This is a genomic window from Mesorhizobium sp. BHbdii (assembly GCF_053848045.1).
Genome location: NZ_JBSPKX010000003.1, coordinates 228,735 through 247,401 on the forward strand (window position 1 = coordinate 228,735; position 18,667 = coordinate 247,401).

Here is an 18,667-nt window from a genome sequence, read left to right on the forward strand (position 1 = left end):
TTTTTTAAGCCGATTTACTATTTTTAAGAGGAGCACCGTCCGCTCAATCTTCCGGGCTAGGCTTAATAGCAGGCGCTAACCGACGTCCAATTGCTGAAGCGTCAAGGCAAGCCGTATTGTCAAAGTCGAAGACACGTGCGGCCGCCTGCGGACCGCGTGCACTCCAGGCAACGGCGGCCACATGGTGTTCGCTTGGACGGAACTCACTAAGCCTGGTCGGCTCAATCAGCCCAAGGGGCGGTGATAGGATAGAGGCCTCGCCGTTCGCCTCCATGCCTATTTCAAGTCCTTCTCCGGAGAGGCCGACGCCTGCCGCCTTGAGCAAAGCTTCGCGACAAGTCCAAAACCTGTAGAACATCAGTCTACGGGCGTCTGACGTCAGGGACTCAAGCTGCATGACCTCCCCGGGCGTGAACAGAGAGCGGGCGATGGACATCTCGTCGCTCAGCGGGGCGAGGAGTTCGATATCCACGCCGACCTGTCCGGCGGCGGCCACGGCCACAAGGGCAAGTTCCCCCGAATGCGAGAGGTTGAAGGCGAGGCTCCGGTCCGCAAGGACAGGCTTTCCTTCGGGGGTCTGGCGCAGATCAAGCTCTTCCGGCGCTTGGCCGATGTAAACTGACAGCACAGTGCGCAAGGCGGCATGAGCTGCCAAGTAGCGTCGTTGATCGCGCTCAAACACAAACCGCCTGCCCCTGGTCAATTCAGCTGGGCTAAGCGCGGTCAGGTCCATTTGTGAAATTGGAGTATCGAGGGCGATCCGCCATATATGGACATCGAAGCCGAGAACTGGCGTCGCCCGCGCGCCATCGTCTTGCAAGACAACACCGGTCTGCTTCATCTTACACTTTCTTCGCCGACGGAAGAGCGCGGCATGGCGTCGGCTCGATCGACGCCAATGGTAGCTGGTGACTAGCCATTAAGGAACGCTAACAGATTTCGCCCCAGTTTAGGATAGAGGTAAGCGCGCTCTTGGCGATGACCATCCGGGTTGTAGAAGCACGGGTCAAGTGCCGTGCCAGCAAGTGAGAAAGGAACCTTTTCTGAAACAGGCCGTTTGCCAGCAGGTCGTTGCATTAGCGATCAGTAACAATGGAAGGATCTTGTCATGAGCTACAAGATGATCTGTCTAGGCGCGATGGCGCTTTCTATGGTAAGCGGCGTTTCTCTCGCGGCAGGCCCCGACACAGGCACGTCTGCCTTGGATGACCCCGCAAAGATGGAGCCGTTCTACACCGACTCTAGCATGACGACTATGCGGTCCGACGACGAGTTCACGGCAGCTTGGAAAGCGCTGACGGACGAGGATCGTACGGCAATGACAAAAGTCTGCGATGACGAGGCGGCAAACGCCAACGCCGCCAACACCCACCCTGAATTCTGCAGCAATGTCAAAAAGCTCGGCGGCGAGAGTGACTGAACCATGGAAGGCGGGCAACGGCCCGCCGTTTGATTACCGACTGTGAGGCCGGGGCGAGCCGCATGGCGTGGGCTACTTAACCGGTCGCTCCGCCACTCACGGCCATGCGAATGACCAGACCAATGATAAAACAGCCGGCGATCCGCTGCTGCCAGAGCCGTATCTTTGGTTGCTCCAAGATCCACCGCCAACCGCACTGGACGCCAGCGCGTTGTGCTCTAGCACTAATAGGCCGGTGATCTTTCGCGTGCCACCCAGTAACAGCAATTGCAGGGTCACCGATCCTCAAGCCGGGTCAACGAATTTTGGAAGGAACGTCCGGGCCGGGGGAGTCTGCACCAAGATAACTGTCCCTAGGAAAGCTATCCACAACACGGGATCCATCGTCCTGCTCTTTCCCATATATCTGCACAGCGCCTTGAAGCCATTAGCGCCCTTTATGGTCGAATTCCAGCCAATCAAGTCCCAGCGTTGCGCCTGAATTGTCAACGAACCTGGCAGTTGCAGGCGAATTCCTGCAACGCCTGTCAGTCAGGCGCGTCAAGAATCTCGGAGGGTAAGCACGGTACCTGCATCTTCGGAGCGGAGCCGCCGGCGATCCCTTGCCGGGGCTCCGCCAGCCGGTGCCCTAGAATTAGGCGGCCGCTTGAAGGGCACGTTCGTTGACCCCACCCTCGCCCAGACCCGTCAGCGCTTCGTCTGTCGCGACCTCTTCCTTGAGCGTCGCTTTGAGAAGAGCGACGACATCGGCCTTTCCCATCTGTTCTGCCCAGGCGATAAGAGTACCGTACCGGGCGATCTCGTAATGCTCGACGGCTTGCGCAGCTGCGACCAGTCCGGCATCGAGCGCAGGAGCACCTTCATATTCTTCGAGGATTTCCGAGCCTTCTTCAATGATGCCGTCGATCGCCGGACAGGTCTTGCCGCGTGCTGCCTTGCCAAATTTCTCGAACACCTCCTCGAGGCGATCGACGTGAGCTTCCGTTTCCATACGATGCTTTTCGAAGGCAGCAGTCACTTTGTCCGACTCCGCACCTTTCGCCATTTTCGGCAGGGCCCTCAGGATTTTCTTTTCGGCGTAGTAAAGATCTTTGAGCCCGTCGAGGAACAGGTCCTCAAGACCCTTGGTTGTCGCTTTCGTGGCTTTCTTCGCAGTTGGCATGGTCTTCTCCCGCTGGGGTTGGAGCTAGCCTCCCTAACTAGGAAGGCGTCCGATAACCCCGCCGACCGGCAACAAGTTCCCTGATGATTCGAGCCGCTGGAAATTTTCCGAGGCCCCGAGTTCGCATAGTCAGGCGCTGCAAAGGGTTACGCTGGCGAGCGGAGGCGCAGCGCCGGCCTTTCGGGCCCGCCCCCGATCGGCCCGCGCCGGGCAATCGGCTCAATCGATCCGTCTGATACGGCCCCTGTCGAGACGGAACACTCCATCCTGTCCGCCCTGCTTCTCAAAATCGGTAAGCAGATCATCCCATGAACCCAGGAATTCGCCACAGTCGTCGCAAACGATCCTGTCATCGGGACCGGCGTCGGCCGGAATCCTCAGCCTTATTGTCAGGCAATAAGGGCACTCCAACTGGTGGTTAAGATACTGGTTGGTCATTGACGACAGCGAGAATGCACTGGAAATGTCGCCCCTGCAACCTGGCTCGCGCTGATCCGACGGGGCTTGGTCCGAAATGTACAGTGATCGGGATCACGGATTGTCGCGATCCTCCAGGGATACGAGCGCGTCTTGGCTGGGGCCGAATGTTCAAAGCCGATGATCAGCAGGGTTTAGCGCAGTTACCGCTGCTGCCAGTGCGTTCTGAACACCGGATCTTGAAACTCTGAAACAGTCCGCTCTCGGTTCGAGTCAAGACAGCTTGAGCCATCATAGCCCGTCTTTGGTCGGAGGCCACCCAGACTGAGCCGTCGGCGGAATGTTGTCGGAGGTCACCTCGCCCCGCTTGAGTTTTCTAATGGCTTCGTCGGCTTCGATTTCATCCAGGCCGGAGAGCGGCAAACCGTCAACTACGACGGCTTCCTCGCTCTCGTCGTCATAGACTTCCCACAAGCCCTGCGAATCCTGTCGTTTGTTGTAGATGGTTGGCATGGCCGCTCCTTAGATACTCGCTATTGGACGCCGGCTACCCACTCCAACGCCTGGGTCTTTTCGTCCGCCGGGAACACCCGCGCCTCGATCTGCGGGAAAAGCGCGCCCGTCATCTCCGTAGCCGCCTTGACCCACTGTTTTTCGGACACCACCGCGGCACGCTGGAAGGGGGTGGAATTCGCCAAGTTTGCTCAAACCGGACTGCAGATCGCGGCGCAAGGCGTCGCCCGTCATGTCCTCCAAACCCGCAAGGTCGGCCAGGATGCCGATCTCTTGATGTTCGCTCAGTTTCTCTTCGATGACCGGGATGACTTTATCGCAGTCCTTCGCGGTCAGGGTTCCGGCAACGCGAAAAGCGGCGACGTTCTCAGGAGCAGAAATAACCTCGATCACTTTTTCGTCCTTCGAATTGGGTTTCAGGTTATGCCGAACAACTCAGGCCGCTCACGGATGTTCCCTGGTCCTTAAGCGTTTTGCGATCCTAGAATTGACGCTCATTGGCCGGCGCAAATGGCACAGAGTTGTGCAGCGACCATCGCCGGCGCAGGCAAGTCTACGATGCTAATCGGCCGCTTTCCTTGGCGGCTCCCGGGTCGCATGGGTGACCACGGTATAGCGCGTAATCGGCCCGTCATCGGGGTCTTCTCCTTGAAAGTGAATGTCCGCGTTCACCGGTAGCCGGCTGGGATTGCCAAACTCCTTAACTGCGTGTGCACGGACGAGTTGGATGTCCGGGTCCTGCTTCATAATTTTTATTGCCGCAAGCTCGGCAGTACTGCTGCCGCCAATGCGCCAGCTGGCTTCGAGCACACCGGATCGCCAGATGCCCGACGAATCGACACCCTGGCCGATATCGTAGTTGCGCCGCGAGGCGAAAAATCCAGGATACTCAGCCATAGCCGCGTCATAGGCCCTCGCCTGAACAATTGCCAAAGCTAGTGTGCGAGGAAGCTGAAGGTCATCGAGAGCTTCCCACCCACCGCGCACTGCAATGATTTCGGTTCCCCCATAAACGGATTGTCCCGCATTATCGGTCGTCGTCCTTTGAGTGCCGTAGTAGGCCACCATGATTTCATCGATCTCCGTTCTGCCAACGCTCAGCGTGACGATGTCACGAAGGTCCGCTTCGAGCACCAGGCCGCACTCGTCCAGGTCGAGGGAGCGGTATCGCGCGAGCAGTCTCTCGACGTCAGCGACCGTGCGAACAATGTGCTGGTCCTGGCCTCGCGAGGAAAGCGGTGGCTTAAGTCGCGCCGGCCCGAGCCTCAACAGGCGTTCCGCTGCTCGCAGCGCATCGTGCCGCGAAAATACCGTGTAGCCAGGCAATACTGCTGCGCTGACAGTTCTGCCGAAGTCGGTTGACCATTCTTTCGGTCGCTTGGCCAAGCCGTCGACCACTTCATGGGTTATCGCCTTGGTCATTGCGAAGCGCCAAGGCACCACGCCGCCGAAGAGATCCTGCGGCCCGTTGATACCTAGCCGTGCCGCAACGGGAGCAAGCAAGCTGTCGTCCGGCACGAAATACAAGCCGTTGCCGCCGCTGTTGCCTAGACCCTGCTGGAAGGCAAATCCCTTGAGACTCGCAATCGTGCGGGCAACGGCAGCCATAGCTTCCCGTTCGTGAGCGTAGAGGGGCTCGCAGCCCGGCGCGGAGAATGCGATTACGGTGCCTTTTGCCTCGCTCGGCTGAGTGCCTCTGTGCTCGGTCATCTCGTTCGTTCCGGTGCTAGCTCATTGTGGCCGCGGCTTGCCGATGTTTCGGCCCGCGATTCGCTCCGACCCAAGAGAACGCGCAAGATGGCAGAAACGTTCAGCCTGGTTCGGCCGGCTCGCCGCCTTCTGCGTCCTTTCGAACGATATAAGTCGGGAACCGCTACCCGGAGCGCGTGATTAGAGGGGTAGACGTGAGGTCCAGATCGTGTCTGAAGGTGAGCGCCTGGTGGCGAAATTCGAAAACAGGATCGGGTGAATTCGGTGACGTTGCTGGCTCAGCCGCGCCTGGTCAACGACCCCTTCTCGGATGCGGGGCTCCTTCTGGATTTCCGATTTGGCAACCGGGCGATGCTCTTCGACATTGGTGATCTGTCGCCACTTTCGCCGCGCGAAATCCTGCGCGTCAGCCATGTATTCGTATCACATATGCATATGGACCATTTCGCCGGCTTCGATCGGCTCCTGCGGTTATTTCTATACAGGAATAGAACAGTGCATTTCTTCGGCCCGCCTGGGTTGACCGCGGCCGTGCAAGCCAAGCTCAACGCATACACGTGGAATCTCCTCGACGAACAGTCCCACGATTTCATGATAGCGGCCTGCGACTGGACGCCGGGCGGATTTCATCATTGCCGCCTCTTTCGGGCGCGATCGGGCTTCGCTCGAGAGGATACTGCCTCGACCTCAGCCGAAGGAAATGTCCTGCTCGATGATCCCGATTTCCGTGTCGAAGCAGCAATGCTTGACCACGGCGTTCCATGCCTTGCATTCGCGTTTCAGGAAAAGATCCGGGTCAATGTGCAAAAACCGCAACTGGAAGCACTGGGTTTGCGCGTCGGACCTTGGTTGAGCGAAGCCAAGCGTGCGGTCCGGCGCGGGGCTGATCCGAAAACGGCGCTGGCGCCAACCGCGGATCGGCATATCTCGGTCGGCGAACTGCTCGGTGCCGGAGCCCTGAGAACCGGTCCCGGGCAGAGGATTGTCTATGCGACCGATCTCGCCTTCAATGAGGCAAATCTTGCGCGTGTCGTTGCGCTTGCGCACGGCGCGAACCAGTTGTTTATCGAGGCGGGCTTCCTGCAGGAAGATCGCGAGCTGGCCGCAGCGAAGCGGCATCTCACGGCAGCCGAAGCCGGCACTATCGCCAGGCTTGCAGGTGTTGAACATGCCGTGCCGATGCACTTTTCGCCCCGTTATCTCGGACACGAGGATGAACTGCGTGCAGAGTTCATGGCAAATCTGGTCGCCGTAAGCGCTTCTCAACCGCGCGACGAAGAATACCAGCCATTAGGCAACAGCGGGTATGATCTGCGTTTTGATCACTTGCGTTGAATATACCGGCCCACGGTTCGCCGCCGTCGGCTTGCAAGGATGCCGGAAAGGGTGACCGGGCGAAAATCCCAGCTGTCAACGCCCGCGTCGTACTGGCGTGTAACCGGGCTCAGTCTGCCGTGGGAATGGCCATGCAGATCGATCGATTTCTTGCCGATCTGATTCCAGGTGCGAAAAGGATAGTGGCAAAGGATCAGCAACCGGCCGTCTATCGTCAGCTCCTTATAATGTTGAGTGCTGGCCCAACCTGCGGCGCCGATGGTCGCTGCGCCATCGTTGTTGCCGATAATCAAATGTTTCTGGCCATGAAGAGAAGACAGTAGCGATGAAACGAATTCGGCCGATCCCCTCGCAAAATCGCCGAGATGCCAGATCTCGTCGTCCGGGCTGACGGTTTCGTTCCAGAGCGAAATCAGCGCTCGATCGTGTTCTGCCAGCGAGCCAAACGGGCGACGATCGATGCGCAGAATGCGCGGATCGCTGAAATGTGTGTCGGCCGTGAAATAGATCATGGTCGTTCACAGCCTTTGCGGACAATGTCCGAACCTCGCCATACATTCGTCGAGCCTGTCGAGCGCGATGAGATAGTGCGCCACCGCGCTCTGGCCACCTCTGCTTGTGTTGGCAGAAGCCGGAGGCTTCCATCAAGGACCTTCGTGGCATTACCTTGAGATCGCAAGAACCTAGGCCGTGAACTCATCGACTCGTGGGAGCTGTGGTGGCTAACGGAGTCCGCTTTGGTTGAACTCCGGAAGCCGGGTTTGAGCCATCTCCGGAACGCGCCAGAAGCAGAAACTCCGGAGAGGCGCCGCCCAAACGTCGATGACGAGTGCGCCGAGTAACGCCCCTCGCCATGGCTATCTCGCCGCCGATGGGATAGGGTCTCGCTACGAGATGATCAGCAGTCCAGAGGCAACTGACACGCAACCACGCCGGCCGGCAATCGGTTCGTCATCCCCTCGCCGATCTCAGCTCATAAGAGCCAGTCATCGGCGACATCATCCGTTGCTGTTATTGCCGGTCACAGACAGAGGCTAGGGTTTCCGAAGGGGTTCATCTCGTCGACCTGGCCAGTGAGTGAGACAATGATAGCGAGAACAGTGGGCGCTGTGGTTATTGCGGTGTGCGCAACGGGCAGCGCCATGGGCGCGTCTACACCGGCTCTCAAGCCGATCGACCCGGTCGCGCTTCAGGCAATGGTGGAAGGTGCGGCTAAGGAACTCCTGCTGCCCGGCGCCATGGTTCTTCTGCAGACTCCGCAAGGCAATTTTGGCTTCGGCTACGGAACAACCGAGCTAGGGGTCACGAACCCGCCGCGCGCCGACACCCATTTCCGGCCCGCATCGAACACCAAGACGATGACGGCCGCCGTGATCGTGCAACTGGTCCAGGAAGGGAAGCTGGGCTTCGACGATCTGATCTCGAAATACGTTCCGGGCGTCCCGAACGGTGACAAGATCACCATTCGCCAGCTCATCAAGATGCGGAGTGGCCTCAATAACTTCACCAACGCGCCGGAACTTGCCCAAAGCCTTGACCATGATCCGGACAAGGTGTGGACGACGAAGGAGGTACTCGCCCTGGCCTTCGATCGGCCGACACAGTTCGAACCGGGCGCCCAATTCGAATACAACAATACGAACTATTACTTGCTCGGCATCGTCGCCGAAAAGATCGAAGGGCAGCCTTTGGCCAGCATCTTCCAGGATCGCTTGTTCGGACCGCTCGGCATGAAGAATACGGCGCTGCCGGTGAGCACGTCGAACGCCATCCCCGAGCCTTATGCGCACGGCTACCTCTACGGCGGCACCTCATACGCTCTGGTTGATGCGCCCTATCCGGACGATCTCCAGGCGGCGGCCAAGGCAGGAACGCTCAAGCCGAACGATGACACGTGGCAAAACCCTTCGCCGTATTTTGCCGCAGGCGGCGTCGTCTCGACCGCGGACGACCTTGCGACCTGGATACGCGCGCTCGTCGGCGGCAAGGTTCTCAATGCCGACTATCAGCGCCAGTGGCTGGACAGTCCCGAGCCAGAGGACCCAAGCAAGCCTGAAGGCCAGAAGTACGGATACGGCATCTCCGCGATCACCTTCGGGCCGAACAAGGTCTATTTCCATGGCGGCGAGATGCCCGGCTACAACTCCTTCATGGGCCATGACCCGGTCAACGATGTCACGCTGATCATATGGACAAACCTGACGCTGTCGCCCGATGGCAAGGCAACCGCGAATACCCTGATGGTGAAGATACTGGATCAGATCTACACGGTGTCACCGCTTCAAAAGGCGAAATAACGAACCTGGCGGAAGTTTGTCAGGCCCCAGGCTTGTCTTGCCGGCGCGGATGGCGTCGACCACTTCGCGGATCGAGTCGCGATTGATCCTTGTGGATCTCGTGACCGCTGTCGGTGTTGAGCACGTGTTTCGAGCCGCGCACCAGTGCATTTGAGGTGGCGAAAACGATAGACACGGCTAGCATATCCTCGCTTTGGAGAGTGTCGTGCGTACGAGACGTTTCAGAAAGCCGATAGTCGTTCAACCCGGCCGGATCGATCGCGACAGGGTTGTTTTGTCTGTCTCCGACGCGGCTGAAGTGCTGCTGAGGGACTGGCCGACGCCAGCGTCCAAGACGCGGCTCGCTGCAATCGAAGCCTGCCTTGCTGTTATCCGCGGCGAAAAGCCGCCAAGGGTCGCGCGCCAAGCGTTCATCGTCGCGGCCAAGGATGCGAGGATCCTGCTCGGCGAACAAATCTAGCCGGCTGGTCAGGCCGAGCCTCGTTCAGGGAACTCGATCTCTTCCTTGACCTGCCCTTGCAGATCGTCACGCGCGCGCTCGCTATGAGTTACTCAGACAATCGCCCGATCCCAACCGCCATAATGTTGGTTGCTGCGCGTGCCGCGCGGCAGGGTGAGCACGATCAGCGCCAGACCGATCGCAACGTTCGCCACGATCGCGGTGGTCCCACCGCCGGAAAGCACGAAGGGTGACACCGCGATCCATGCACCAAAAACTACATTGAAGAAGCGCACCGGCCGGACAACTTCGGCCATGGCTGTGACTGCGACCATGACAATGAGACAGCCGACTACGTGATCGCTGAAGTAGAGCGGTGGTTCTGTGCCAAAGATCAATGGCGTCGTCATCAACAAGGCACCAAGTAGCGTGCTGGCTACCAGCGTCCATGGGAAATTAACGCCGCCGGTGACGAATTCCTTCAGCAACTCGGACACAGGGCGGTCGAGGTCGGTGTCAGGTATCTGGTTCTCCGACAGCGCCGGTCCGCCCATCCAGAAGGTACGCCAAAACGGCTCGCCCGCCCTCGTGGCGCCCCAGAGATATTGGATGGTCGCCAGCACCTCATCGACCGAGTAAGGGATCAGCACCACCGTGACCGCGGCCTGGTGGATGCAGAGTGTGCACAGCGCGCCAATCAGCGGTGGCTGGATGATGATGAAGGACACACTGACCACGCCGAGCGGAACGATCAGCAAACCGAAGAGGAGCACCATCCACGGCATGGTGCGCCAGCGCCGGCGATCGCCGATCGCGCCGGCGAGGATGTCGAGGCTATAGGCAAAAGCGCCGAGCCCGGCATCGGCGATTGGAAAACCCTTCGAGACCCATGACGTCACCACCGCCTCGCTGCCATTGCGCACCGGCGCGCCGCCGGGGCCGAAGAAGGGATCCCACAGCCCATCTATGTGGCCCATCTGGTAGGCGGCGAGATAGCGTGAAACGAATAGGCCGACAAAGGCCAGCGCCACGATGGGGATCCGCTGCGTGAAGGTGGATGGCGAATAGGTCCAGCCCAGCGGGCGGTCGTCGTCGGCCGCCAGCGCACGGCGGCTGACGCCGGGGGTCGGCGGGATCATTACAGCAAAGGCGACGATCAGCATGCCGACGAGCGTGTCGATGGCATAGGCCGCGGCGCTGGTCGTCCAGAACAGCAACGGCGCAAGCATCACCCAAAGACCGAGCGACGCCGCGACCCACTGCACCCAGCGCCAGCGCCGGAACATCCCCATCAACGCAAAGACCGTCACGAGCAGGCCGGAAACGATCTCGCTGACACCGAGACCGGCGTTGCGGAATTGTGGCTCCCCAATAGCGTGCCCCAGAGCGGGGGGTATTGCGGCTGCGACGGGGTCGAACAGGCCAACTGTCATCGGCGATGTGGCCAGCCACAGTCCGAGCGCAGCGTTGGTCATCGGCGCCCAGAGCGTCCTCGACCGATGCCGCTTTATCGCCGCTTCGACGTCTTCCTTGCTTCGTTCGAGCGTTCCCTTAAGTCGCCTTTCGGCCTGCTCGATCTCAGGATCCGAAGCCGCGACAACGGGCGGATCAAGTTTGTTGGCCGCGTACCAGTCTGTGGGGTCCTGGTTCAGCCGGCGGATCATCTCCGGCAATGTGTCCAACAGGCTGTGTCTAGGCGCCCAGCCCAGCAGAGTTTTGGCTCGCGAGATGTCGATCTCGTAATGATCGTCCGAATTCTCGATCATCCACGGTTTGATGTCGGTGTCCTGGTCGAGTACCTCCGTCTGCACCCACGCGCCGAGCTTCGTCAGCTGCTTCGGCAACACTAAGGTGCGCCAGTCCTCGCCATGAATGAGCCGGCCGATGCGCTTCTGCATCTCCTCGTATGACGGTGTGTCTTCTTCGCCGATCAGAAGCACGGTCTCGGCCGGAAGTTCGGCGCGCCGGTCGACGGTACGCACCACCGCATCGACGAGATCGTCCTTGTGCAGATAGGGCTGACCGGCGGTGATATCGCCGGCGAACAAATAGGCGGTCGGCAAGCGCTCGAAGATGCGAGCGATCTGCTGGGCAATAAAGGCCGCCCGGCAATCTTCGTCATAGACGCCGGCGAGCCGCAGGATCACCGTCTTGATTCCGCCGCGCTCCCTCGAAATCAGCGCCTCGGTTTCGGCTTTCGATTTTGGGTAGGCCCAGGCCGGGTCGAGCGGCGAGTCCTCATTGATTTTCGTGCCACTCCGCGGGCTTGGGGCATGGACGAGAAGCGTGCTGGAAAACACGAATTGCTCGGTCTCGATCGCCGTTAGCGCATTCAGGAGCCGGCGCGTGCCCTGCACGGTGACGGCGTCATATTTCGGATTGTCCTTGCCGGTCGTGTCGTAATAGGCGGCAAGGTGGATGACCGAGGCGATGCGACCGCCGCTGGGCTCGCGTGCCGCCTCCACAGCCCTACTCACGCTCTCATCGGAGGTGAGATCGATCCCGATCGTCTCCATGCCGGCGGGGGGATGCTTCGGTTTTGCAACATCGAGGCCGATAACCCGGTAGCGGTCAATCAAACCTCGCGCAATCGCCTGCCCCAGGAAGCCGCTGCTGCCGGTGATAAGAACCGTCGGAAGGGTCATGCCGTGATTTGCCATTAGTCAGGCCCGTTCGCGTTGGAAGAGAGGCCCGATGGCGCGATGCGCTTTGGCCTTCCTCGGCTCGCTAGGCACCTTAGAACTGGATTGATCCTGACCTCCTCAAGCTCTGTCGTGGCGGTACCGTTACACTTCAAAGGAGGATCGCCTGAACGACAAGGAACTGCGCCTCGCGCCCACTCAGTGCGTTAAACACTGGCATGCCGGAAATGTTTCCGAGTCAGGCCAGAAAAATATGGCTCCCTCCGCGCAACGCTCTCCGCGGCGGCCGAGGCTCAAGGCGTGACTGGCATCAATTGATTGTCGCCAAGCACGATGCAGCGTTCGATTGGCCGCTCAGCAGCGAAGCGAATTTGGTGCAGCGTCGCACTCGCCAGGCTCGCGATTTCAGCTAGCGCCTCTTATGGGTGGCTTGTCTGTGTCGTTCCATTCCGCCTTGCGTGCCCGCGCTTCCTCGACGATCAGCTTGAACTCCCGCATCATCGCACTCTCAATGGCGAACGCACTGCTTGGCAGGACGCCGGGGTCTTCCTGATTATTCTGAAATTGAAAACGGGCCTCCAGTTCGGCCCATATTCGCTCGGAAGTCGCGTCGAGGCCGGCAAGCAGCGCGACGATCAGCGCCAGAGTCTCTCGCTGGGCGTTCAGCCGCCCCTCGATCTCTTCATTCGTCAACTCGGACATGTGGGATCGCTTCCAATTTCCGGCGAAACGGCAAAATCGCGTCCTAGTTCCGGAATTCAGCTCGTGGGGTCGTCCAGAGACGCAGCTACTCTTCCCTGAATGCCCGTTGGATTTGGTCCGCCAAAGGTTTCACGAGATAGGAAAGCATGGTGCGGCTGCCGGTCGAAAAGAATACCTCGACAGGCATGCCTGGCGCCAAGGTCAGGCCCTTGAGGCTGGTAAGCTCTGTGCGCGGCAAAACAACATGCACGGTATAAAAGCCGGCGCCTGTTTTCTCATCGAAATTGAGGTCGGCGGAAATCTTGCTGACGGCACCACTCAGTTCCGGCGTTGTTTGCTGATTGAATGCCGACAGCCGCAGGGTCGCGCTTTGCCCTGGCGTCAATTGATCGATGTCTTGCGGAGCCACGCGCGCCTCGACGGTCAGGTCGTCTGTCACCGGGACAATCAGCATGATGAGCTCTCCCGGAGAAATAACGCCACCGACCGTGTGCACGCCGAGCTGATGAACGACGCCGTTCTGCGGACTGCGTATATCGATTCGCTTGAGCTGATCTTCGGCCGAAACCTTGCGCTCGACGAATTCAGAGATCTTTGCCTGGACGTCGCGCAGCTCGCTCGCCACCTCGCTGCGCAAATCCTGGTCGACCTGAATGATCTGCAACCGGGTTTCCGCGATACGACCCTTCGCCTGCGCAATCGATGCAGTCAGTTGCCCGTGCTCACCTTTAAGCCGCACGGCATCGCGTTCGAGCGCAGTTATGCGATCGATTGAAACCAGCTTGCGTTGCCAAAGTATGCGCATGCCTTCGAGCTCAAACCCGATCAACTTGATTTCCTGGCTCTTGGCATCTCTTTGCTCGGTCAAGCCGGCAACTTCTTCGGCAAGCTGCGCAATGCGCTCTTCCAACTGAGCCTTCTGACCGGCGCGTGCCTGTCGGCGAAATTCGAACAGAGATTGCTCTCCGGCCATCGCCCGACCAACCTCGGGGGCATCCTGCCGTGACACAAGCGAAGCTGGAAAGATGATGCTTCCTTTGCCGTCGCGCTCGGTCTCAAGGCGAGCCAGGCGCGCCTCGAATTCGTCCAAGCTCTTGGTGACGATCGCCAAATTGGCCCGGGTGATCGTCTCATCGAGGCGGATCAAAACGTTGCCCGATTGCACGGCATCGCCTTCCCGGACGAAGATTTGGCCGACCACTCCACCGGTTGGATGCTGTACTTTCTTGACACTGGAATCGACGACCAATTTTCCCGAAGCGATAACGGCTCCGGAAAGCTCGGTGACGGCGGCCAAACTCCCCGCCCCGCCAACCAGCAGGATGCAGGTTGCGACACCGCCAAGCAGATAGCGTCGAATGGTGCGATCCGCCGCGAATATCGTGCGTTGCACCATCAGGACGCCGTCTCTTCAAGTCCGGAAACGACCTTCAAGGGCACGCCTGCTGGGCGAGTTATCTTGTTCAAGATCTCATTCTTCGGACCAAAGGCCTGGATACGGCCGTTCGCCATCACAAGAACCTGATCCAGGCTCGCCAGCGCGCTCGGCCGGTGCGCGACCACGATGGCAACGCCGCCTCGCGCGCGGACCCTTTGAATTGCTTCTGTCAACGCGGCCTCGCCTTCCGCATCGAGGTTGGAGTTAGGCTCGTCGAGAATAACAAGAAACGGGTCGCCGTAGAGAGCCCGTGCAAGCGCCACCCGCTGTCTCTGGCCCGCCGAAAGCGCCGATCCGGCCTCGCCGATCCGCGTCTCGTAGCCTTCCGGCAGGTGGATGACGAGATCATGAACGCCGGCCGCGCGCGCAGCCGCCAGTATCTTGTCCGAGGGCGCTTGCGGTTCGAAGCGCGCGATATTCTCGGCAATGGTGCCATCGAACAGTTGCACATCCTGCGGCAGATAGCCGACATGGTTGCCCAGCTCTTCCGGCGACCACTGGTCGAGCGTTGCGCCATCCAGCCTGACGGTTCCGCGAACTGGGAGCCATATGCCGGCAATAGCGCGCACGAGTGATGACTTGCCAGAAGCGCTCGGCCCGACAATGCCGAGCCCGACGCCCTTTTCCAATGCAAAGGTGGCGTCTTGCACGACCATACGACGCTCCCCCGGCGGCGTCACACTGATGCTTTCGACCGAAAGAGCAGATACCGGCGCAGGCAGCGAGACACTTATCGCAGTTTCGGGAAGCAGGACCAAAAGCTGGGTCAACCGCGCCCAGGCCTGGCGGGCGGTGACGAAACCCCTCCAGTGGGCGATAGCCAGTTCGACCGGTGCGAGCGCCCGGCTCGTCATGATCGAACTGGCGATCATGATGCCGCCGGTCGCTTCCTGATGGATGACGAGATAAGCGCCGATCGCCAGGATGCCCGATTGCAGCATCATGCGCAGGATCTTCGAGATCGTTCCGAGCGTCCCAGCAAGGTCGCTGGCCGTTGCATTGGTGTCGAGATAGTCAGCATTGATCCCTGACCAGCGCTCGGCGATGCGTGATCCAAAGCCCATGGCCTGCAGAACCTCGACATTGCGACGTGTCGCTTCGGCAAGTGTATTGCGCGCCGCCGCTTGACTGTTTGCCTTTCTGGCGGGCTCTCTCGTGCGAATTTCGGCGAGCAATGTCAGGCTGAAGAGAATGACCACGCCGGCCAGTGCCGTCATGCCGATCCAGAAATGGAACATGAAGCAGATTGCGAGATAGAGCGGCATCCAGGGCAGGTCGAAAAGCGCGGTCGGACCGGCGCTCGACATAAACGAACGCACCTGATCAAGATCGCGCAACGATTGAAGGCCGTCGCCGGCGAGCTTGGTGCGCAACGGCAAACGCATGAGGGCGGCGTAGACCTGTCGGCTCAAGCGCGCGTCCAGCGCCATCCCGATGCGCACCAGCAAACGCGACCGGATGAGCTCAAGAGCGCCCTGAAAGACGAAAAGCGTGCCGGCAAACACGGCGAGCCCGACGAGCGTCGGCACGCTGCGGCCGGGTATGACGCGATCATAGACCTGCAGCATGAAGAACGAGCCGGTCAGCGCCAGAACATTGACGACGCCGCTCATCAACGCAATTCCGGCCATGGCTCGCCGGAAGGAAGCCAGAACCGCTGCGAGGGTCGTTCGCGGCTCGGATGGATGGGGATGCGACATCGCCTTCACATCAGTCACGGTTCAGTCTCAGGCGGCAATGACCACGCCCGAAATCAGGCCTGATGACGAACGTGTCCGTGCCGAGCCCCCCGTCAGGTGTTACGCCTAGATAACCCAATCGTTCAACGCATAGGCATGGATGTAGTCGATCTGCATTTCTGCAGGCGTGGCAAGCCCGTCGGCAGGCGTTCCCGCGATGCCGCCAACCGCCAGATCGACCAGCATATACATTGGCTCGTGCATGTCGGCAGGCGTTGCGGCACGGGCAACTTCGACGTCGTCGAAATACCAGACGAGTTCGTCTTCTGTCCACAGCACGCCGTATGTGTGGAACCCTGCGGTATCCGCGACATAGGCGGTAGAGGACACTTTTGTATGAGTCCCCGTCGCGTTCGAGTGGCCTGTCAAAATGAGCTTGTTCGGATCCTGCCCGACCATCTCGACGACGTCCAGTTCCGGCGGCCAGGAACCGTCCGCCGGGAGAAGCCAGAAGGCAGGCCATACCCCTTGTTTTTCGGGCATGTCGGCCCGAATTTCGAAATAGCCGTAGGTCTGCGCGAACGATTCGTAGGTCGTCAGCAAACCTGACGTGTATTGGTAATTGTTTATGTTGGGCCGGATCGCCTCAGGAGCCCGGGCGGCGGTAATCGTGAGAACACCGTCCTCAACGCTGAACGGATTGACGGAACTTGTCGGGGCGTAGTTGGTATCGATATACCATTGAAGCTCTTTGTTGCTCGTGAGCGAGCTGCCGTTTGCGGCCCCCCACCAGAAATTCGAGTCCCAGGTGCCGCTCGAACCATTTCTCAGGTCCAGCGTGTCGAACTCGTCCGAAAAGGTGAGTTCCAGAGCCGACCTGTCCACGGCCAGCTTGAACTGGCTTGCGGTGAACTCGCCGATGGTCTTGTTGGCGAAGACGAGAAGCTCGCTGTCGGACAGATTAAGTCGGACGTTCGCTCCCGACTGCACCATGTTGGCGCGCACCTCCTCGAAGGAGGTGAAGCCGTAGCTCCCGACGCGAACGGTATCCGTCGCGCCAAAGTCCAGGATCAGATCACTGCCGTTGCCGGGGTTTACGACGAAAATATCCGCCCCCGATCCGCCCTTCAAAACGTCATCGCCCCGTAAGCCGTCGAGCGTCTGTTGGCCGGAGCCGCCGGTAATGATGTTGTTCAGCTCGTTTCCGAAAGCATATCGTTTGTCGCCCGTGACCGTCAGGTTCTCGAAATTGGCTGGGAGCTTATAGCTCATCCAGGTCGAGATGGTGTCGACACCCTCGCCGGGCCGCTCGACCGCTTTGTTTTTCGAGTCATACAGATAATAGATGTCATCGCCCTTGCCGCCATACATTGTGACGGTGACGCTGCCGTCCCCATACATCGAGTCGTTGGACGTGCTGCCATAAAGTGTTGGGCCGGAATTCGTCGCCGAATACCACTTTACGGAGGATCCGCTGTAGGGAAGTGGAACGCCCTTGGCGTTCGGTACCGTGGCCATCCCGGTCTTTTCTCCTTTGTCTCGCCTCGATAGCAGCCCTAACATTTATCGTGGGCAAAAGGAGCCAGTACGTTTTGGCTTTCGACTCAGGAGAGTTACCAAAAGCTTAACACGTCGTGGGACCTGTGGGGAAAATCCGGACCGCAGTCCCAAAGCATCAGGTTGCAATTCTCCGTGTCGACACCAGGAGCAAAACTCGGAACCAGAATACCAGCAATGCCTTGAGGTCGGGGGGCAAGGACCGTACAGCCCCGGGCGGCAATCGCGCCAACGCGGAGGTCGCGAAGACGCTCGGCAACTACCCAAAACTCGGACGCGCCGCAGCCGCGGCCATTCCGAGCGCGACGCTCTTAGAATTCCCAGAGCTTGGCCATTCACCACAGATAGGAAGCGATAAAGTAGCGGCCTCCAGACTTTAGCTGGATATTTAGGAACTCCGATTGTGTAGGTGAGTGAGGAACCTCCCGAACCGCCCGTCCCACGGCAGTGAGCGGTGTCCCGTTACCTACGAAGGCGCACATGTCCGGTGCGGCGAGACGACGCCGACGTAAGGACTTTACCGAGCGATCCGAGCACGACCTGCACCACTTCCGGTTCATTACTTCCCGGAGAATGGCGTGGAGATGCCCGAGCACACAGGAAAGGCATCATTGAACGGTCAAACGCGAGTAGCCAAGAGCAACAGACTCTAATGCGGTGCGATTGAGAATTGTCAGCGAGCCGTGGTGGTATTGGGTCAGATACCGGCGTTCCCATTCTCTCAGGCAACGATTCACTTTCGCGCGAGACGCCGGGATCATTGCCGCGAGGTCGGTCTGCGAAATGTGGATGCTCAGAGCTCCATTCACGGTAGCCGTGCTGTGCGGGGTCTCAGTCAATCGCAAGAGCGTGCTCGCCAATCGAATGGATAGTGCACTGGACGCACTGTGGATCACTCGCTCTTGCGCGTCGTGCGTTGCTTGGCATAAGTACGGGATCACCTTCAGTGCGAGATCTGGGTGCTTGTCGAAGACACTAGCCATGAAAGCTGCTTCGATTTGGAGCAAGTCGCTGTCCACGACTGACGCAGCGTTCATGTTACTGTGTCGCGCGATGAACAATCTAGTCAAGTCGAAAGTGTCACCGGGACCAAGATCGGAAAAGATGAACTCTCGGCCGTCTGAGAGGGGAACACTAAGACGAACTTTTCCGTGAATTACGTAGTAAATATAACGCGGTATGTCCCCAAGGCGAGTTAAGACTTTATTCTTTGGAACCCTCCTTAGGATGGCTGCTTTCGCCATTTCACTAAGAGTATCTTGCCCAAATTGCCGAAATAAGCGTATTTTGTTCAGCTGTTTGACCCGAACCTCAGCGCCATTTTCTGCCATGGCTCTCTCTCCCTGATAGGGTAAG

The 18,667-nt window shown here is 59.3% G+C and carries 16 protein-coding genes; 4 read left to right on the plus strand and 12 right to left on the minus strand.

The genetic code is table 11. From position 1 onward, the window contains the following. Positions 1 to 43 precede the first annotated feature (43 nt). Positions 44 to 841 (minus strand): 4'-phosphopantetheinyl transferase family protein, encoded by a 798-nt coding sequence (locus tag ACWTU8_RS18040; protein WP_455849236.1) that lies wholly within the window; start codon positions 839 to 841, stop codon positions 44 to 46. Between the two features lie 267 nt (positions 842 to 1,108). Between ACWTU8_RS18040 and ACWTU8_RS18045 the strand changes: the two genes are divergently transcribed. Then, positions 1,109 to 1,420, plus strand: coding sequence for a hypothetical protein (locus tag ACWTU8_RS18045; RefSeq protein ID WP_455849237.1), 312 nt, complete (start codon positions 1,109 to 1,111; stop codon positions 1,418 to 1,420). A 634-nt stretch (positions 1,421 to 2,054) separates the two neighbouring features. On the opposite strand, the gene ACWTU8_RS18050 is transcribed toward ACWTU8_RS18045, so the two are convergent. The 4 genes from ACWTU8_RS18050 to ACWTU8_RS18065 all read right to left on the minus strand — a co-directional run bounded on the left by ACWTU8_RS18050 (position 2,055) and on the right by ACWTU8_RS18065 (position 5,222). Further along, on the minus strand, positions 2,055 to 2,582 hold the full coding sequence (locus ACWTU8_RS18050) for a YciE/YciF ferroxidase family protein (RefSeq protein ID WP_455849238.1): 528 nt from the start codon (positions 2,580 to 2,582) through the stop codon (positions 2,055 to 2,057). Positions 2,583 to 3,290: 708 nt separating this feature from the next. Next, entirely contained in the window at positions 3,291 to 3,512 is a 222-nt protein-coding gene (locus ACWTU8_RS18055; RefSeq protein ID WP_455849239.1) for a hypothetical protein, read from the minus strand. 9 nt (positions 3,513 to 3,521) lie between these two features. After that, positions 3,522 to 3,905 (minus strand): STAS/SEC14 domain-containing protein, encoded by a 384-nt coding sequence (locus tag ACWTU8_RS18060; RefSeq protein ID WP_455849240.1) that lies wholly within the window; start codon positions 3,903 to 3,905, stop codon positions 3,522 to 3,524. 168 nt (positions 3,906 to 4,073) lie between these two features. Next, entirely contained in the window at positions 4,074 to 5,222 is a 1,149-nt protein-coding gene (locus tag ACWTU8_RS18065) for a DUF3182 family protein (RefSeq protein WP_455849241.1), read from the minus strand. Between the two features lie 264 nt (positions 5,223 to 5,486). Between ACWTU8_RS18065 and ACWTU8_RS18070 the strand changes: the two genes are divergently transcribed. Beyond that, on the plus strand, positions 5,487 to 6,557 hold the full coding sequence (locus ACWTU8_RS18070; protein WP_455849242.1) for a ribonuclease Z: 1,071 nt from the start codon (positions 5,487 to 5,489) through the stop codon (positions 6,555 to 6,557). On the opposite strand, the gene ACWTU8_RS18075 is transcribed toward ACWTU8_RS18070, so the two are convergent. Then, complete coding sequence (locus tag ACWTU8_RS18075; protein ID WP_455849243.1) at positions 6,545 to 7,069, minus strand: metallophosphoesterase family protein; 525 nt, start codon at positions 7,067 to 7,069, stop codon at positions 6,545 to 6,547. The two genes, ACWTU8_RS18070 and ACWTU8_RS18075, sit on opposite strands and share 13 nt — an antisense overlap. Before the next feature lie 630 nt (positions 7,070 to 7,699). On the opposite strand from ACWTU8_RS18075, the gene ACWTU8_RS18080 reads away from it, so the two are divergent. Further along, on the plus strand, positions 7,700 to 8,854 hold the full coding sequence (locus ACWTU8_RS18080; RefSeq protein WP_455849244.1) for a serine hydrolase domain-containing protein: 1,155 nt from the start codon (positions 7,700 to 7,702) through the stop codon (positions 8,852 to 8,854). Positions 8,855 to 9,059: 205 nt separating this feature from the next. Beyond that, positions 9,060 to 9,314, plus strand: a complete 255-nt coding sequence (locus ACWTU8_RS18085; RefSeq protein ID WP_029356128.1) for a DUF982 domain-containing protein — start codon at positions 9,060 to 9,062, stop codon at positions 9,312 to 9,314. 92 nt (positions 9,315 to 9,406) lie between these two features. Here the strand turns inward: ACWTU8_RS18085 and ACWTU8_RS18090 are convergent, their stop codons facing one another. The 6 genes from ACWTU8_RS18090 to ACWTU8_RS18115 form a co-directional block, all read right to left on the minus strand. Next, positions 9,407 to 11,938, minus strand: a complete 2,532-nt coding sequence (locus tag ACWTU8_RS18090; RefSeq protein WP_455849245.1) for an NAD-dependent epimerase/dehydratase family protein — start codon at positions 11,936 to 11,938, stop codon at positions 9,407 to 9,409. 402 nt (positions 11,939 to 12,340) lie between these two features. Further along, positions 12,341 to 12,637, minus strand: a complete 297-nt coding sequence (locus tag ACWTU8_RS18095) for a hypothetical protein (protein WP_455849246.1) — start codon at positions 12,635 to 12,637, stop codon at positions 12,341 to 12,343. 85 nt (positions 12,638 to 12,722) lie between these two features. After that, complete coding sequence (locus ACWTU8_RS18100; RefSeq protein ID WP_455849247.1) at positions 12,723 to 14,033, minus strand: HlyD family type I secretion periplasmic adaptor subunit; 1,311 nt, start codon at positions 14,031 to 14,033, stop codon at positions 12,723 to 12,725. Further along, positions 14,033 to 15,775 carry a type I secretion system permease/ATPase gene (locus ACWTU8_RS18105; protein ID WP_455849612.1) on the minus strand — a complete coding sequence of 581 codons (1,743 nt, stop codon included), beginning with the start codon at positions 15,773 to 15,775 and terminating at the stop codon, positions 14,033 to 14,035. Before ACWTU8_RS18105 ends, ACWTU8_RS18100 begins: the two co-directional genes overlap by 1 nt. 105 nt (positions 15,776 to 15,880) lie before the next feature. Next, positions 15,881 to 17,272 carry an endo-1,3-1,4-beta-glycanase EglC gene (eglC, locus tag ACWTU8_RS18110; protein WP_455849248.1) on the minus strand — a complete coding sequence of 464 codons (1,392 nt, stop codon included), beginning with the start codon at positions 17,270 to 17,272 and terminating at the stop codon, positions 15,881 to 15,883. Between the two features lie 647 nt (positions 17,273 to 17,919). Further along, the gene (locus tag ACWTU8_RS18115) at positions 17,920 to 18,642 is read right to left on the minus strand and encodes a Crp/Fnr family transcriptional regulator (RefSeq protein ID WP_455849249.1); all 723 of its coding nucleotides are present in this window, start codon (positions 18,640 to 18,642) and stop codon (positions 17,920 to 17,922) included. Positions 18,643 to 18,667: the final 25 nt, after the last annotated feature.

What these genes read in the sequence shown, in the direction of transcription:
- ACWTU8_RS18040 (WP_455849236.1), bottom strand. Translation starts at nt 841, where the DNA reads ATGAAGCAGACCGGTGTTGTCTTGCAAGACGATGGCGCGCGGGCGACG.
- ACWTU8_RS18045 (WP_455849237.1), top strand. Translation starts at nt 1,109, where the DNA reads ATGAGCTACAAGATGATCTGTCTAGGCGCGATGGCGCTTTCTATGGTA.
- ACWTU8_RS18050 (WP_455849238.1), bottom strand. Translation starts at nt 2,582, where the DNA reads ATGCCAACTGCGAAGAAAGCCACGAAAGCGACAACCAAGGGTCTTGAG.
- ACWTU8_RS18055 (WP_455849239.1), bottom strand. Translation starts at nt 3,512, where the DNA reads ATGCCAACCATCTACAACAAACGACAGGATTCGCAGGGCTTGTGGGAA.
- ACWTU8_RS18065 (WP_455849241.1), bottom strand. Translation starts at nt 5,222, where the DNA reads ATGACCGAGCACAGAGGCACTCAGCCGAGCGAGGCAAAAGGCACCGTA.
- ACWTU8_RS18075 (WP_455849243.1), bottom strand. Translation starts at nt 7,069, where the DNA reads ATGATCTATTTCACGGCCGACACACATTTCAGCGATCCGCGCATTCTG.
- ACWTU8_RS18080 (WP_455849244.1), top strand. Translation starts at nt 7,700, where the DNA reads ATGGGCGCGTCTACACCGGCTCTCAAGCCGATCGACCCGGTCGCGCTT.
- ACWTU8_RS18090 (WP_455849245.1), bottom strand. Translation starts at nt 11,938, where the DNA reads ATGACCCTTCCGACGGTTCTTATCACCGGCAGCAGCGGCTTCCTGGGG.
- ACWTU8_RS18095 (WP_455849246.1), bottom strand. Translation starts at nt 12,637, where the DNA reads ATGTCCGAGTTGACGAATGAAGAGATCGAGGGGCGGCTGAACGCCCAG.
- ACWTU8_RS18100 (WP_455849247.1), bottom strand. Translation starts at nt 14,033, where the DNA reads ATGGTGCAACGCACGATATTCGCGGCGGATCGCACCATTCGACGCTAT.
- ACWTU8_RS18105 (WP_455849612.1), bottom strand. Translation starts at nt 15,775, where the DNA reads ATGTCGCATCCCCATCCATCCGAGCCGCGAACGACCCTCGCAGCGGTT.
- eglC (WP_455849248.1), bottom strand. Translation starts at nt 17,272, where the DNA reads ATGGCCACGGTACCGAACGCCAAGGGCGTTCCACTTCCCTACAGCGGA.
- ACWTU8_RS18115 (WP_455849249.1), bottom strand. Translation starts at nt 18,642, where the DNA reads ATGGCAGAAAATGGCGCTGAGGTTCGGGTCAAACAGCTGAACAAAATA.